Annotated in this window: 10 protein-coding genes, 4 tRNA genes and 2 pseudogenes; 11 read left to right on the top strand and 5 right to left on the bottom strand. The window is 67.8% G+C overall.

Translation table 11 applies throughout. From position 1 onward, the window contains the following. Positions 1 to 815: 815 nt before the first annotated feature. Positions 816 to 887 (bottom strand) — tRNA-Val (locus ACLARN_RS19445). A gap of 400 nt (positions 888 to 1,287) precedes the next feature. On the opposite strand from ACLARN_RS19445, the gene ACLARN_RS19440 reads away from it, so the two are divergent. The 4 genes from ACLARN_RS19440 to ACLARN_RS19425 all read left to right on the top strand — a co-directional run bounded on the left by ACLARN_RS19440 (position 1,288) and on the right by ACLARN_RS19425 (position 2,094). Next, the gene (locus ACLARN_RS19440; protein ID WP_005159130.1) at positions 1,288 to 1,713 is read left to right on the top strand and encodes an SsgA family sporulation/cell division regulator; all 426 of its coding nucleotides are present in this window, start codon (positions 1,288 to 1,290) and stop codon (positions 1,711 to 1,713) included. Positions 1,714 to 1,849: 136 nt separating this feature from the next. Continuing rightward, positions 1,850 to 1,922: transfer RNA gene (locus tag ACLARN_RS19435), tRNA-Gly, on the top strand. 25 nt (positions 1,923 to 1,947) lie between these two features. Further along, positions 1,948 to 2,018: transfer RNA gene (locus ACLARN_RS19430), tRNA-Cys, on the top strand. A gap of 1 nt (position 2,019) precedes the next feature. Then, a tRNA-Val gene (locus ACLARN_RS19425) sits at positions 2,020 to 2,094 on the top strand. Positions 2,095 to 2,190: 96 nt separating this feature from the next. On the opposite strand, the gene ACLARN_RS19420 is transcribed toward ACLARN_RS19425, so the two are convergent. Then, positions 2,191 to 2,313, bottom strand: a complete 123-nt coding sequence (locus ACLARN_RS19420) for a hypothetical protein (RefSeq protein WP_409492842.1) — start codon at positions 2,311 to 2,313, stop codon at positions 2,191 to 2,193. A 285-nt stretch (positions 2,314 to 2,598) separates the two neighbouring features. After that, positions 2,599 to 2,814, bottom strand: a complete 216-nt coding sequence (locus ACLARN_RS19415) for a hypothetical protein (protein ID WP_409492841.1) — start codon at positions 2,812 to 2,814, stop codon at positions 2,599 to 2,601. A gap of 547 nt (positions 2,815 to 3,361) precedes the next feature. Here ACLARN_RS19415 and ACLARN_RS19410 point away from each other — a divergent pair. The 4 genes and pseudogenes from ACLARN_RS19410 to ACLARN_RS19395 all read left to right on the top strand — a co-directional run bounded on the left by ACLARN_RS19410 (position 3,362) and on the right by ACLARN_RS19395 (position 6,994). Then, positions 3,362 to 4,894, top strand: coding sequence for a trypsin-like serine protease (locus tag ACLARN_RS19410; RefSeq protein ID WP_409492840.1), 1,533 nt, complete (start codon positions 3,362 to 3,364; stop codon positions 4,892 to 4,894). A 398-nt stretch (positions 4,895 to 5,292) separates the two neighbouring features. Continuing rightward, positions 5,293 to 6,003 (top strand): annotated as a pseudogene (locus ACLARN_RS19405) (DMT family transporter); the annotation flags it as partial. 118 nt (positions 6,004 to 6,121) lie between these two features. Further along, complete coding sequence (locus tag ACLARN_RS19400) at positions 6,122 to 6,367, top strand: hypothetical protein (protein ID WP_409492839.1); 246 nt, start codon at positions 6,122 to 6,124, stop codon at positions 6,365 to 6,367. Positions 6,368 to 6,859: 492 nt separating this feature from the next. Then, the gene (locus ACLARN_RS19395) at positions 6,860 to 6,994 is read left to right on the top strand and encodes a hypothetical protein (protein WP_409492838.1); all 135 of its coding nucleotides are present in this window, start codon (positions 6,860 to 6,862) and stop codon (positions 6,992 to 6,994) included. A gap of 9 nt (positions 6,995 to 7,003) precedes the next feature. Here the strand turns inward: ACLARN_RS19395 and ACLARN_RS19390 are convergent. Then, a pseudogene (locus ACLARN_RS19390) lies at positions 7,004 to 7,443 on the bottom strand (IS5/IS1182 family transposase); the annotation flags it as partial. Positions 7,444 to 7,517: 74 nt separating this feature from the next. Between ACLARN_RS19390 and ACLARN_RS19385 the strand changes: the two are divergent. Genes ACLARN_RS19385 through ACLARN_RS19375 form a run of 3 tightly spaced genes read left to right on the top strand, consistent with a single transcriptional unit; the run spans position 7,518 to position 13,709 of the window. Continuing rightward, positions 7,518 to 8,933 (top strand): M1 family metallopeptidase, encoded by a 1,416-nt coding sequence (locus ACLARN_RS19385; RefSeq protein ID WP_409492837.1) that lies wholly within the window; start codon positions 7,518 to 7,520, stop codon positions 8,931 to 8,933. 50 nt (positions 8,934 to 8,983) lie between these two features. Further along, positions 8,984 to 10,363: a M1 family metallopeptidase gene (locus ACLARN_RS19380; RefSeq protein WP_409492836.1), complete on the top strand. Its 1,380-nt coding sequence runs from the start codon at positions 8,984 to 8,986 to the stop codon at positions 10,361 to 10,363. A 25-nt stretch (positions 10,364 to 10,388) separates the two neighbouring features. Further along, positions 10,389 to 13,709: an ATP-binding protein gene (locus ACLARN_RS19375; protein ID WP_409492835.1), complete on the top strand. Its 3,321-nt coding sequence runs from the start codon at positions 10,389 to 10,391 to the stop codon at positions 13,707 to 13,709. Here ACLARN_RS19375 and ACLARN_RS19370 read toward each other — a convergent pair. Further along, positions 13,654 to 15,222 carry an amino acid adenylation domain-containing protein gene (locus ACLARN_RS19370; protein ID WP_409492834.1) on the bottom strand — a complete coding sequence of 523 codons (1,569 nt, stop codon included), beginning with the start codon at positions 15,220 to 15,222 and terminating at the stop codon, positions 13,654 to 13,656. The genes ACLARN_RS19375 and ACLARN_RS19370 overlap by 56 nt on opposite strands. Positions 15,223 to 15,423 lie beyond the last annotated feature (201 nt).

Raw genomic sequence — 15,423 nt, 5'->3', positions numbered from 1 at the left:
GAGTGATCGATTCTCAAGGTCCCGCAGCGGCCGATGGGGCGACACACGCCAAGGTATCGGCCACTCTCCGGCCATCGTTACAAGGATTTCCAGCCACACCCTGCCGGAGCTTCCGGCAAATGAATGGCCTGTTGATAACAAGATGATGACGATGCGTAATAGATCGTATCCGCCGAACAACTACGCAAAGTAGTCACGAATTCCCGACTTTCCCGGCCACTTGGAGCACTGCGCGCCCGAACGGCCGAACAGCCCCGAAAACTCCATAATGGACGGTCCGGCGAAGTCGATCTCCGGCCGGTCCACTGTGGATTCCACCCCCTGGGAGCACCACGGCCACCGAGGCGCGCTCACCGCGTCCCGACCTACCTTGTCAATCGGTCACGGGGGTGGCGTTTCGTCACATCACGTCAGCGTCACGGCGATCCGCCACCGGAGCCGGACGGGTGAGCCGCTCAACCATGCTCCACGTCACTTCCACCGTGGTCTAGACCTTCTGGGAGGGCAAATCGTGCCCAGGATCACAATGTCGTCTCGACGACCCCCTCGTGCGACACTTTCACCGCGCGACACAAGACCTGTGTCGAATGTCCACACCGGCCGGACCTGCCGACTCCGAAGCCACTCGATCCGACGATCCCCCGCGCACCAGGCGAATTCAGCCGTGTCACCGGGCCTGCCCGCGACGGTAGAAGTACCGCCCCCACATAACCCGCGCCCGACCTGGGGATCGAATACCGCCGGACGACTCCCCGCCACCACTGTCCGAGAATGAATCAAGGCCCCGGACCGAGTGGTCCAGGGCCTTCATCCGGTGGGCGATACTGGGATCGAACCAGCGACCTCTTCGGTGTGAACGAAGCGCTCTCCCGCTGAGCTAATCGCCCGCTCGCGGTGTCCGACAGACACTACCTCACGACTTTAGGGCGCCTGCAAACGGGTGGTTCGCTCCGACCACACTCCGCTCACCAGCAAATACGGAGCGAACAACCACGAGCTAGCCGGGGTTGTCGAGGCCAGGGGGCGCCTGCGACGCGTTTCGACATTCGTGCGACGGTGCTATCGCGTGACGAGTAAACCGCGCAGTATGTACCTGTGGACTGCCTGCAGGGCGCATGTAGGGCTGCGCGTCGCGCGGGTGATGATGGGGTGACGGAGTATGGATCCGGGGTCCGATGACCCCGTCCGGGTGATCTGCGGCAAAACCGCGTTCCGATCGGCCGGCCGATACGTCACATCATCGCCACTCGGTTCGACCGGGCCGGGAAGGAGACGAAGGGTAGGACGATGCGCAACGATCACGTGACGCTCCGCTCGACGGCGGTGTTCGACCTCCTGGCGCCGCGGACGCCCGCGGTTCCGGTCAAGGTGGAACTGCGATACGACACACGCGACCCGTACGCGGTCGTCGCCGCCTTCCGCACCGGCCGCGCCGGCTGGGTCGAGTGGGTCTACGCCCGCGATCTCCTCGCCGACGGACTCCTGGCCGACGCCGGCGACGGCGACGTACGCATCCGCCCCTCCGTCGAAGATCCCGAGTCCGTCCTCATCGAACTGAACTCGCCCTCCGGGCACGCCATGTTCGAGGCGTCCGCTCAGGAGCTGGCCGACTTCCTCGACCGGACGTACGACGTCGTGCTGCCCGGCAACGAGCACCTGTGGGTCGACGTCGACGACGCCCTGACCCACCTCATCCCCAACGATCTGGCCTGATGACGGGCTTGCGAACAGCAAGTGGCACCCCGGTTGCGGAGCCGTTTTCGGGGTCGGATAGTGTTCACACACACCACGGCGACGGGGTGAGAGACAGAACCGCGAGGGTCTGAACTCCCACCTGGACCGAGGATGTGCGGATGTAGCGCAGCTGGTAGCGCATCACCTTGCCAAGGTGAGGGTCGCGGGTTCGAATCCCGTCATCCGCTCGGAAGGCCTTCTCGGGCCTGACACGGTGGAGTGGCCGAGAGGCGAGGCAACGGCCTGCAAAGCCGTGTACACGGGTTCGAATCCCGTCTCCACCTCGCGCGATTAGCTCAGCGGGAGAGCGCTTCCCTGACACGGAAGAGGTCACTGGTTCAATCCCAGTATCGCGCACCATCTGTTTTCGCAGGTCAGAAGCCCTGCTCCTCCTTGGAGGGGCGGGGCTTCAGTCGTTCAATGGCGATGGCTTTCGGGGCGGTCTCCAGATGCCCGTCACGGAAGGTGGCGTGCAGGTACGGGAACCACTCCCCCCAGCTTCGTGCGCTCACTCGGGGTGAGGGCGACCAGCGAGCCGATCCAGCGGGTTTCGAGCGCTTGCAGGATCTGACGGCGCATCAGCGGAGTCCACGTGGTCGTAGACCCTCGCGATGCCTTTCATTTTCTGACCCAGCCGCGCCTGACGGGCGACCTCGGGGATGCCGTCCCTCGTGGAAGGTGAAGGGCGGCAGGATCGGCTGCACCACTTCGGCCGACCGCGTGTGTTCAGCGTCACTGCCATTCCCGACGGGCGTCAGTACCGGTTGCGGAAGTTCGACCGCCGCAACGGCGCACCCTCAGCGCTACAGAGAACGAACGGGAAGCTGTGGCTGTCGATCAGTTCTCCGTAGAAGCCTCCGAGAGCTACTTCTCAATCTCCACATAGCTGTTGAAGATCCCCGCCAACGGCCACTGCGGCAGCAGATGGTTGTCCAGAAAGGACCTGTACTTCGCCAACGTCGTCGGCTCCAGCCGCGGACCAACCGCGTCCATGAACTCCTCGGCGAACACACCGAACAACATCTCCGCCTCACGCGGATCCAGCCACAAGTTGCGCCGAATCAGCGCCTCCTGCTCCACACCCCACGCCTCGGCGGCCTTCTCGGTGTTGAAACCCGACCTGCTCCCCCACGTCCCATCAGGACGTTTGAACCGAGCGCGCCAGCCCGGCGTACTACCTCCAGTCGGTTGCGCATAAGCCATATCGAACACACCGCGCTCTTCGTCAGCTCGACGATCTCCGCGACGTCCTCCCGGCTGAACCGGTAGTGCTTACCGAACCGGCGATGCGGAAAACTCCGGCCGCAGCCCGGTCCTTCAACGTCCTCGGTGACAAGCCGAGCAACGCTCCGACGTCCTCCGCAGTGAGCAACGCCTTCGAATCACGCGACGCCTGCTCGGCCAACGCACGGATCGCGTTGGCGAGATCCCGGATCGACGACGCCAGCGCCGCACTGCCATCGACGGAATCGCACGCGGATCAGCAGTACGCGCGGCATGTCCTTCAGCCTTCCGGACGGGTCTCATGGGGACGTTCTCGCCATGTCATCGTTGCGTAACGACGTCCGTGCGCAGTTGTCGCACAGTGATCACTCCACGCGGACATCGGTTCGAGAACCTCGGTGACATGAGAAAACGCCTACTGGTGATGAGCTTCGCGGTCATCGCGATGATCACCACCGGCACCCCTGCCCTGGCGATCAGAGGCGGTACCGAAGCCCCGGCGCCCTACTCGTTCTCCGGCTCACTGCAACGGCCCGACTCGCCGCGCGAGGACGGCCACACCTGCGGTGTGACGCTCGTGGCTCCGAGCTGGGCCGTCACGGCGGGCCACTGCACGAAGAACAACCCCAGCCTCGCCCAGGTTGGCAGGCCCAAGAACTGGACAGTCCGACTCGGCACGACTGACGCGGGCAGCGGCGGCGAGGTGATCGAGGTCGAACGGTTCATCACCTACTCGCCCTACCCCGTCCACGAAGGCGACATCGGCCTGCTGAAGCTGAAGAAGCCCGCGAAGACCAAGCCCGTCGCACTACCGTCGGCGAGACCCGCCGACGGCACGAAGACCCGAATTCTCGGCTGGGGCATGACGTGCGACCGCCGTGCACCGGAGTGCTACCCGAAGAAGCTGCGCGAAGCCGACACCGTGGTCCAGCCCGCCTCGGCCTGCGACGGCATCTACGCGGACCGCGAACTCTGCGTCGGCGCGCTCGACGGCAGCGTCGCGGCCACGAACATGGACTCCGGTGGCCCTGGACTCGTCCGCGATGGTGGCCGCTGGGTGATCGCAGGTGTCGTGAGCGGCGCGGGAGGCGACGACCGGCCCGTCATGTACACCGACGTCCACTACTTCAAGGGCTGGATCGACGACGTCGTCACCGGCAGGCTCAACCCGCCGGACACCCCGGTCCCCAACCTCGAAGGCGCCGCGTCTCTGGGCGGGTGCTCCGCGTCCGTCGTCAGGACCGGCAAGACGAAGAACAACGACCCGGCGCTGCTGCTGACCAACGGCCACTGCGTTCCCGAACGCCCGGCCCCCGGCCAGACCCTGGAGGACGTCGCGATGAAGCTCACGGTGACCATCGGCGACCGCCAAGGCTACCTCCAGGCCAAAGCCCAGACGACACGTCTCGTATCGGCGACCATGACCGGCACCGACACCGCGTTGTTCGAGCTCGACCAGACCTACGCGCAGCTCAAAGCCAAGGGCGTAAAGGTCTTCACACTTTCGGGCCGGTCAGCCAAGCCAGGCGAACGCGTCGACATCATCTCGTCGGGCAACGGCAACCGCTTCGCGTGCACGATCGACGCCGTCGTCCCGCACCTGCGCGAAGAGGGTTACACGCAGGACAACGCCTACCGCTACGACCCAGAGTGCGGGCCCTCGCACGGCGGATCAGGCTCGCCGATCGTGCTGAGGGACGGCGTCACAATCGTCGGCGTGCACAGCACAGGCAACGACAGCGGCGAGCAGTGCACGGCGAACAACCCCTGCGAGGTCGCAGCGGACGGCACGGTATCGGCGCACCAGGGCGCCCGCTACGGCCAGCAGGTCAAGCACCTGGCCGCGGGCGCACCAGCGCCGAAGCCTGGTCGACCACAACCACAAGCGGCACCACGACGGTTGAACGACGCAACCATAGCTACGAGCTCGGCCTAGTCAAAGTCTCCGCAGGTCAGATTCATACTCGCCGGAAATTTATCGGATACCACGGTGTCCCCTGGCTCCCGTGGGTTCAGCGAAACTGAGGGTTCCTCGCCGGGAATCCGAGAGTCCGTTCCGCCCAGGGCCAGGGCTGTCAGTGGCCAGTCGGAATTCCCCGTGGACGGCCAGCTCGATTCCCCGCTGGCGGCCAGTTGCACGGTCAGTGATCGCAGCAGGTTCGTCGGCCGCCGCGGCCGTGCTAGTCATGCTGCGAGATTTGATCGCACCTCGACCGCCAGCACGAGGTCGCGGGACCACCGTGTTGCCAGCGATAGGACCATCTTGCAGCTCGGCGTCGTTGTAAGAACACGTTCTCGATAGCGTGACTGCGCGTCAGCCTTCCACTGCCGCGAATGCGCTCTTCTGTCGATGAGCGGACGTGGTGGGGATCGGCCCGCAGACGGGGAGTTGTCTGTGGTGTTGGCGACTTTTGCGCCCGGGTGGGAGTCAGGGCTGTCACTGTTCGGCCAGTGACGGGGCGGGGTGTGGTTCCGGTGGCCGGGGCGGTGATCGCTGGTGTGGGGTTGGCGGTTCAGGCCCGGTTGAACGGAGAACTCGGTTCACGGGTGGGAGACGGGATCGCGGCGACGCTGGCGTCCACGGTCGTCGGCCTTGTCCTGCTGTTGCTGGTTGTTCCACTGCGCCCGGCCGGACGGCGCGGGCTGCGGCTGATGCGTGCGGCAGTGCGCGACGGCGATCTACGGTGGTGGCACCTGGCGGGCGGTGTCTGTGGAGCGTTGTTTGTGGCCGGGCAAGGAATCAGCGTCGGCGCTGTCGGGGTGGCAGTGTTCACTGTGGCCGTGGTGGGTGGCTCGGCTGTCGGTGGTCTGGTCGTGGATCGGTTCGTGACCGGGCCCGGTGGGCGGCGCCGCATCACGGTGGCGCGGGCGGCGGGTGCGGTGGCCTGCGTGGTGGCGGTCGCGGTGGCTGGGCACGGCACAGGGGGTGGAACCGGGACGGTGTTGCCGGTGGTGTTGCCGGTGCTCGCTGGTGCCGCGGTCGCGGTCCAGTCGGCGCTGAACGGGCGGCTCGGGGTGATCGCCGGATCGCCGTGGCCTGCCACTCTGGTCAACTTCGCCGTCGCGGCCACCTCGCTGGCTTGTGTCTTGACCGTGCGGGTCGTGTCCGGCTGGGGTTCGCCGGGGCGCCTGCCCTTGGCAGCCGCTGCTCTACCTGGCCGGGGTGATCGGCGTCGGGGTCATCGCGGTGGCCACGATCGCCGTTCGGCACATCGGTGTGCTGGTGTTCAGCTTGGCCAGCGTGGCAGGGCAGCTGCTCGGCGCGGTCGTGCTGGACGTGTTCACGCCCGGCCGAGGGCCGTCGGTGGCCACGTTCGCCAGCATCGCGATCACGTTCCTCGCACTGGTGCTGGTGACCCATCCACGCTTCCGGCGAGCGGAACCCGGGCACGCGCCAACCGAAAGCTGAGCGTCCTCACAAGCCGTCGATCGGTCGTTCAGGAACGCGGCGGTGGCCCACCGAGCCGCGTAGTAACCCATTCCACTTCTGCGCTGGGTGTCGGTGGTCCCGCGACTGGCAACATGGTGGCCCCTCGGTCTTGGCAACCGACAGATCGAAGCCACTCCAGCCGACGGACGGGCAGGGTCTCCACAGGCTACGGCCACGTCTGTCGAGAGCCACGCTACGTAATCGAGCGCGCGGCCAGACAACTCCCCGCAAACTGGCCACCAACACAGGGCTCAGGCGGTTCCCGGCGGCCGCACCGGCGCACTCGCCGACGGCGTGTTTCTGCCGAACAGGTAGCAGGCCAAGCAGCACGCTCCCTCCCGGTGACCGCGGCTTGGCCGGGAGACTGTCGCTTGTGGACGGTAACGGCCGGCCGGTGAGATGACCTGTCGCCGGAATCGAGAAAGACTCCAGGCGCCGGAAATCCCGCGCCTGATCGGAAAAGGAGAAGTTGTGTCAGTGGAATTGTACGTCCCCCAGATCTCGGACAACTTGAACATCCGGTTCGTCGAAAACCGCATCGTCCTCAATCGCCCGGCACAAGAGGTATACGACTGGGTGACCACCTGGTCGAACCTGCCGAGCTAAGAGCGTGTCTCATGTGGCTGCTTTTCGGAGTTTCTTGTAGCAGGTGAGTGTGGCGGCGAGGGTGAGGAAGGCGCAGAAGTGGTTGGCGTAGCGGTCGTAGCGGATGTTGAGTCGGTGGTAGCCGAACAGCCAGGCGATGGATCGTTCGATCACCCAGGTCACCGTGGAGCTTGGCCGGTGTGCGGCGGAGGGGTCCGCGGCGGGACTTGATCGCGGGGATCGCCATCACCAGGGGCTTGGGAGCGTGGGAGTCGTTGGTGTTGGTGGCGGACACGGCTACCGACAAGGGGATCCCGGCGCGGTCGGTCAGCACGTGGATCTTCGATCAGGCCTTGGCTGCCCAACTCGTCCAGCACCCCGCGGTGCAACCGGCGCCACAGACCGGCTTTGGTCCACTCGGTGAAGCGGCGATGTGCCGTGGGCACGGTGACCCCGAACCTCTCAGCTAGGGCTGTTGCCGCTGCGACACAACTGAGACACGACGGAGGCTGGCCCAGGACGTGCGGGCCCTACCTTCACGGCTGTGAAACCTACCTACCGCTTGATCACGCTCGGCCTGGTTGGCGCCACCGCCGTACTGGCCGCCGGTACAGACGCCACAGCCTCCACAACAGACACTGCGAGAACCGTCGACGCGCAGGACCTCATGAGGTACGACGCGCTGCACTACGACGTGGGCCTTGAGTACCGCTCCGACTCCAAGGACATGGAAGGCACCACCACGCTCAAGGCCAGGGCCACCGGTGCGCTGTCGCGGTTCGCACTGGACTTCGGCGGCGGCCGGGTCAGCCGGGTCACGGTGAACGGCCGACCGGCCAGGTTCCAGGCCGGTGGCGAACGGGTGCTCGTCACGCCGAAGCCGCTGGCCGACGGCGCGGAGTTCTCGGTCACCGTCGACTTCGTGGTCACCAGGTCCAACGGGCCGGACAACCACGGTCCGTGGCGGGAGATCGAGGACGGCTTCGCCATCGATCCGCAGCGCTACCAGACCGTGCACCACGTGTATCCGTGCAAGAACGACATCGCGGACAAGGCCACGTACACCATCAGCGTCACCGCTCCGGCGCACCTGACCGGGGTCGCCAACGGCGACCTGGCCCAGACCCGGCAGCTCCCCGGCGGCCGGACCGCCCGCACCTATCGCATGGCCCACCCGATGCCCGCGCACGACGGTCAGATCGCGGTCGGCCCCTATTCGCTGACCACCCGCCCCGGCCCGGACGGGGTCACCATCCGCGATGTCGTGCCGACCGCCCAGGCAGGCCAGCTCAAGCAGACGCTGGCCAGGACCGATGATCAGTTGCGGTGGCAGACCGCGAGGCTGGGCGCGTACCCCTTCGGCACCTACGGGATCTTCGCCCCGCTGGGCACCATCAGTCCGTACGAGAGCCAGACGATGACAACCATCTCGGCGTCGTCACTGGCCAGTGGCCCGATGGACTACCTGCGAGCCCATGAGCTGAACCACCAGTGGTTCGGCGCTTCGGTCACCCCCGTGAAGCTCAACGACGACTGGACCGCCGAGGGGCACGCCCACTTCTACGGCACCTGGTACGACTCCGAGCAGACCAATCCCGGCTCCCCTGATGCGTTCGCCGCGGACATGCGCATGAACTACGCCATGGACCAGGAAGTCCGCGACAGCGAAGGGGCCCCGGCGAGGCCCAAGCCGGTGTCCGGCCAGACCCAGCGCGTCGGTGGCGCGCTGGCGCTGTACGCGCTGCGCCAGACCGTCGGCGCGCAGACCTTCGAGCGGATCGAACGCGCGGTGGTGTCGCGGTTCAAGGACGGTGTGGTGAGCACGGCCGACTACATCGCCGTCGCGAGCCAAGTGTCCGGGCGCGATGTCAGCGGGCTGCTCAAGGACTGGCTGTACGGCACGAAGACACCACCGATGCCCGGTCACCCCGACTGGAAGTCCGGCACCTCCGCCTCCTGAATCCACGCTGCCCCAAGGAGATCTCCGTGTTGCCAGTTGGGAAACGACGCATGCTGACGCTGGGAGCACTGCTCACCAGCCTGACCTTGAACGCCTCAGTCGCCTTCGCCGGGATCGGTGGAGACGGGATCGGCGATCCGTACTGGCCGCAGGACGGCAACGGCGGCTACCGCGTCGGCCACTACGACGTGAAGGTGGGCTATGACCCGGACAAGCCGGATCAGCTCACCGGGGACACCACGGTGTCGGCCACCGCGACCACCGGGCTTGACCGGTTCAACCTGGACTTCACCCCGACCTTCGACATCTCCGCGATCACCGTCAACGGCGTGCCTGCCCGGGAGTTCGCCCGGGTCGGGGAGCACGAACTGGTGGTCACCCCGGCCCGGCCGATCCGCCAGGGCGCCCGGTTCGACGTGCGGGTGGTGTACTCGGGCAAGAACGGCGACGCCCGGTACAACCCGGAGACCGGTGGCATGTTCATGCTCGGCGAGCCGCATTCGGCCACCAGTTGGTTCCCGTCCAACGACCATCCCTCGGACAAGGCCACCTTCGCGCTGACCGCGACCGTGCCCCAGGGGTGGACGGCAGTCGGCAACGGCAGGCCAGGCCCCACCACCACCGAGCAGGGCCGGACCACCTTCCGCTGGCGCGAGGACAGCCCGCTGGCCACCTGGACCGCGGTGCTGGCGATCGCCAAGTTCACCGTCGTCAACGCCGCGTTGGCCGACGGAACCCCGGTGATCAGCGCCTATGCCCCGGGTGCGGAGGCCGCGGCCCGCGAACACGGCGACCGCGTTCCGGAGATCATCGACTTCCTCTCGTCCAAGTTCGGGAAGTACCCGCTCTCCTCGGCAGGCGGGATCTACTTCAACGAGGACATCGCACTGGGACTGGAAACCCAAAGTCGCCCCCTGTATCCGGGGACCGCGTGGCACGACGTGGTCCGCCTGATTGTGCACGAGCAGGCTCACCAGTGGTTCGGCAACAATGTGACCGGCCGGAAATGGCGCGACATCTGCGTTGCCGAGTGCTTTGCCACCTACGCCCAGTGGCTGTGGAGCGAGGCCAAAGAAGGCAAGGACCTGGACGCTCAGTACCGCGAGCTCATCGCCGCCAACAGGGACAAGCCGAACTTCTGGAAGGTGCCGCTCTACGATCCCGGCGCGGGCACCTACCTGTCCGCGGTGTACCGGACCGGGCCGCTGATGTTGCACGCGCTGCGCCGCAGTATCGGCGATGACGCGTTCTTCCGGGTGCTGCCCATCTGGCAGAACCTGCACCGGGGCGGCAATGCCTCGTGGCCGGAGTTCGAACAGCTGGCCAAGCGGGTGTCCGGAGTGGACCTCGACGACTTCTTCAAGGCCTGGACGCGGAGCACCACGATCCCGGCTGACCGGTACCTCTACCCCGGCCCGCTGCGGCCGTGAGCTGTTTCGGTCAGCCCGCGGCAGGATGCCGCGCGGGTCGAAGGTGACGCGGATGGCGGTGATCCTGCCGTTCTCCACGTGCATCCATCGCGGCGGAAAACAGCAGGTCAGCGAACCAAGATCGAGTTGTGGCACGGGTACAGGCCGGGAATCCACGATGAACGTTCAGTCGGAATGCCGATCAGGCCGCCAGCTCCCACGCCATTTCTGCCCGCATTCCCCAAAAACCGCAAGAATGAACAAAATAGCAGACTTCGCCACCTGTCACTTGCCGATTAGCCTCCGCCGCCTCGACGACTCGATGGCCACCAGCGTTTGCGAAACCTCCGGCCTTTTGGTGGATTGCCCTTCCGGGCTCGTTCCTGATGGACTGCGAGTCCGACCGGGGGGAAGGAACTGCATGACCGACGTCGACCATGCGCAAGAATCGGATTCTGGGCTCATCGGGAGAAAAGGGGTGGAACAGGAAATCCGGGACGCACTGCGCCGGACCGGTACCGGGAAAGGCACCGCACTGCTCCTCGTCGGCAAGAAGGGGGTGGGCAAGTCCCGGCTGGCCGCGGCCGCTGCCGAGATGGCCGTCGCCGCCGGGATGGCGTGGGGACTGGGCCGGGGCAGCTCGATCGGCCGCTCGGTCGCTTTGCGTCCCTTGACCGAGGCGGTGCTTTCTCTGGTCCGCGGGTCCGATGATCTCGACGTCGACGCGCTGCGTACCCAGCAGCCGGCACTGGCGGCCCTGTTCCCCGAGTGTGCCGGGGAGCCCGAGCAGCCGGATCCGTCACCCGTGCTGCTGGGCGAGGCAGTGCTGCGGCTCCTGTCCCGGGCCTCGCAAGGGCAGGGCTGCCTGCTGGTACTGGAAGACCTCCACGACGCCGACTACGAGACGCTGGCGGTCGTCGAGTATCTGATCGACAATCTCCGGAGCGAACCGGTCCTGCTGCTGGCCACGATCGGCTCCGAGCCGGGATCGGTGGCACTGGCCCTGGCCGACGCGGTGACCACCCGGCACAGCGGAAGGTTCCTCTCCGTGTCGCCCCTCGGCTACACCGCCACCCGGCGTCTGGTGTGCTCGCACCTCGGCGTCGAAGAAGTGCCCACGACGGTTGCCGACATCGTCTGGTTGGGCAGTTCCGGCATCCCGCTGCTGATCAGGGCCATCACCGGTGATCTGGCACGTGGCGGTCACCTGACCACCGACGAAGGTGGCACACGGTTGGTGACCTCTCGTACCGGTGAAGCTTCGGGTGAACTGGTCAAAGCCCTGGAGGAATGGTCGGCCACCCTCGATCCGGTGACCCGTGAGCTGCTGCTGCTGGCAGCGGTGCTGGGCCGCCGCTACTCCCCGACGGTGCTGGGGGCGGCGACCGGCCTCGAACCCGGAGAGATCAGGAAGAAGCTGTCTGGGCTGCTGAGACGCAAGGCCTACGCGTCCGGACGGCCTTCGGGCTCCCGGGTCCCGTTCCTGCATCCGCTCCTGGTCACCGCACTGCTCGCCCAGCTGTCCCCGGACCGGCACGCGGAGCTGGCGCGGCGGGTGGCCGGCGCCGTGGAAACCACGCACCCCGGGCTTCCCGGGCTGTGGTGCCCTGCCAGTGCGGCCCTACGCTCCCGCGCCAAGGAGCCGTTGGCCGCCAGCCGGTTGTTCACCGAGGAAGCACGAAGACAGCTGGCGAGGGCCCGGCTGAGCACAGCCATGGACCTCGCCGACCGGGCCGTTCTCCTGCCAGCCCAAGACGCGTCCGAAGCCAGGGCGTCGGCCTGGGATGTCCGGCTCGACGCCCTGGTCGAAGCCGGGCTCGCCGACCGCGCGATGGGTCTGGCGGGTTCGGTGGACGAGCTGGCCCGCTGCCTGTCCGGCTCCGCGGGGGCAAGGCTGCACCTCCGGCTCGCCGCCGCCGCGTGGCAGACCGGGCGGACACGGGTGGCACTGGGCCTGGTGAAACGTGCGAAAGCCGCGCTGGGCGACGAACTCAGGGAAAACGGATACATCCAGGCGGAGCTGGCCGAACTGCGATTCTCGCTGGACGCGGCGATGCCCGGCCGGTTGCGGAAGCTGTCGAGCACGGTCGCGCGGCTCATCGCAGCGGCGGGGGCCGCGGATCTGCCCGAAGCGGCCTGCCGGGGATGGCCGCTGCTGGGACGTCTGCTCGCCCTGCACGATCCAGGCCGAGCTAAAGAGTGCTTCACCCACGGCGTGGCCGTGGCCGGGCACCACCACCGGCCGCTCGACGAACTCCGCGCGCTGGTGCACCTTCGGTCCTGGGAGGCCATGAGCACCGGGGAGGTCGACGGGCTGCGCCGTGTCGTGGAGCGAACCGGCGAAGTGGGCGCGGAGTCCCTCCGCCACCAGGGCACCCTGAGCTTGGCGCTGGTGGCGGTGCTGCGCGGAGAGTTCACCACCGCGGAAGAACTGCTGGACCGCCTGCTGGCGAACGCGACCCGGCTGCGCCTGCACCGGCTCACCCAGCAGGCGCTTCTCGTCCGGACGGTACTGGCCGGTCACCGCGGACGGCCCGCCGAGCTGGCCGCGGCGATCTTCGCCCTCCAGGCGCAGGGAGGTTTCCAGCCCCAGCATTCCGGCTGGGTGCACGGCCTGTCCGGGGCCTTCTGCGCCCTGCTCACCGAGGACCGGGATCGCGCCACGCGCGAGCTGGACCTGGCAACGCGAGCCCAGGTGGTCTCCCTCTCGGTCCCGCACCACTCGGGCAGGCACGGGCTGGCGCTGGTGCTGCGCGCCTTGCGTGGAGACCTCGATCTGGCCGGGTGGGAGGCCGTGACCGCCGACCCTGCGCATCATCTGCGCTGGGACCGGCAGTTCGCGGCCTTCGCGCGGGCCATCCTGCTGGGCCGTCGGGGCGACCGGGCGGAGGCGGAGGTCGCGGTCACCGAAGCCGTCACCCTCGGGGCCCCCTATCCGAACGCGCGGCATCTCGGGTTGCGACTGGTCGGCGAAGCAGCCCTGGCCGATGGGTGGGGTGCGCCGGTGCGCTGGCTGCGCGCGGTGGAGAAGCACTTCGACGGCCTCCCCGTTGCGCAGGCAGCAGTTTCCCTGCTGCGGCGGGCCGGTGCCGCGGTCGTCCCGGCGGCGGTGCGGGCGGCCGGGGTGACCGCGCGCGAGTACGAGGTGCTGCGGCTACTGATGGACCGGCTCAGCAACCGGGAGATCGCCGACCTGCTGCACCTGTCCCACCGCACGGTCGAACGGCACGTGTCGAGCCTGATCGCCAAGACGGGGTTGTCGGGCCGTATCGAACTCGGGCGGTTCGCGGTCACCGCGGGAGTCCTCCGGATCACCCCGGAACCGGCGCGAGTGCCGACAGCGCACGACGGTCGATCTTCCCGTTGACCGTCAGCGGCAGCGTTTCGCAGTGGACGCAACGCCGGGGCACCATATGCGGCGGGACCTGGGTGCGCAGCCACCGGCGTACGGTGGACGCGCCCGGGTCCGGGCCGGTGTAGTACCCGGTCAGCTCGTTGTCGGCGCCGGAAGGCGTGGCGAGCACTACCGCCTGCCGTACGCCGGGGTGGCGGCGCAACGCCGCTTCGATTTCGCCGAGCTCGACCCGGTAGCCGTGCACCTTGACCTGGTTGTCCCGCCGCCCGAGGCAGACCAGGACATCGTCTTCCCAGCGCACCAGGTCGCCCGTGCGGTAGTAGTGCTCCGGGGTCAGCGGGCCCTGTCCGAGGTACTCGTCGACGCCTGACGGGCCTGCCAGGAGAAAGCGTCCGAGGTCATCGGCGGAGTCGAGGTAACCGTCCATGCGCTGGCCGCCCCGCACGCACAGTTCCCCTTCCCTTGCCGGTTCGCCCCGGTCGTCGAGCACCACGAACTCCAGGTGCGGATAGACGGCGCCGATGGGTAGCGTTCCGTTGGAGGTCGACGGCCAGTCAGCGGGATCCGACGGCAACCGGTACTCGGCACACGCCACGGCGACCTCAGTGGGGCCGTAGGAATTGTGGATGGCCCCCTGTGGCGCGACGCGCCGCCACGCCTCCGCCTGACCGTGGGTCAGCGGTTCGCCGATGAAGACGCTGTGGCGCAGCGAGGTGGCGGTGGCGGCCGGATCCGTGCCGTCGGGCAGGGTGCCCAGGTCCGCGCACACCGAAATCACCGAGGGCACGGAGAACCAGTGCGTGATCCGCCGCTGGATCAGGTAGTCGACCGGGGTGAGGAGTTCACGCGGGCCGGGCACCACCAGCGTGCCGCCGCCCGCCCAGGTGACGATCAGGTCGAACACGGACGGGTCGAAGGTGAGGTCGAAGGTGTTGGAGAGCCGGGATCCCGGTTCCACCTCGTACCGCCGCCGGTTGTGCTCGATGTACGGGGAGATGTTGCGGTGCCGGGTCGGCACGCCCTTGGGCACCCCGGTGGAACCCGAGGTGAACATGACGTAGGCGAGGTCGTCGGTGGTCGCCGCGCGGGGCGGCAGGACATCGCCTGCCGGTGGCAACCCGAGCAGTTCGGCCTCGCTGATCCGGAGCACGGCCGTCAGGTCCCCGCCCAGCCCGGCGTCGCACTGCGCGGCGCCCGCCGGGCTCACCATCACCGTGTCGACCCCGGCGATCCGGCACACGGTCGCGTTCCGGGCCACCGGGTAGGCGGGGTTGAGCGGCACCATGACCGCGTCCAGGCGCTGCACCGCGAGATACCCCACCACGGCCACCAGGTCCTGCCCGGCCAGCAGGCCGATCCGGCGCGGTACGCGGCCCGCCGTCCGCACGAGGTACGCGGCCAGCGCCTCGGCCCGCTCCGCCAGCTCGGTGTAGCTGAGGACGACCTCCGGGGCCTCTACCGCCGGGAGTCCGGAATGGATGGACACCGACTCGGCGAACCATTGATACAGCGTGCGATCGGGCACTGCGTCTCCCCTGTATTCGATCCCCGGGCCTGACCCGGCCGAACGTACCGGGACGCCGGTACGGCCACATCCGTGGCGAACACCCATGCCGGACGGCCGCTCGCTGTCCGGGCGTCGCGTATCGCTGCGCCGAACCGGTGAACCCCGGTACCCGCTCATGCGTGCCGACGTCGGCGAACGCGGTTATGGGTGCCCACCACG

Source organism: Amycolatopsis sp. cmx-11-12, assembly GCF_046269425.1.
Lineage (GTDB): Bacteria > Actinomycetota > Actinomycetes > Mycobacteriales > Pseudonocardiaceae > Amycolatopsis.
Note: the sequence above shows the minus strand (reverse complement) of the source record. Positions and strands in the feature narration are given on the sequence as shown.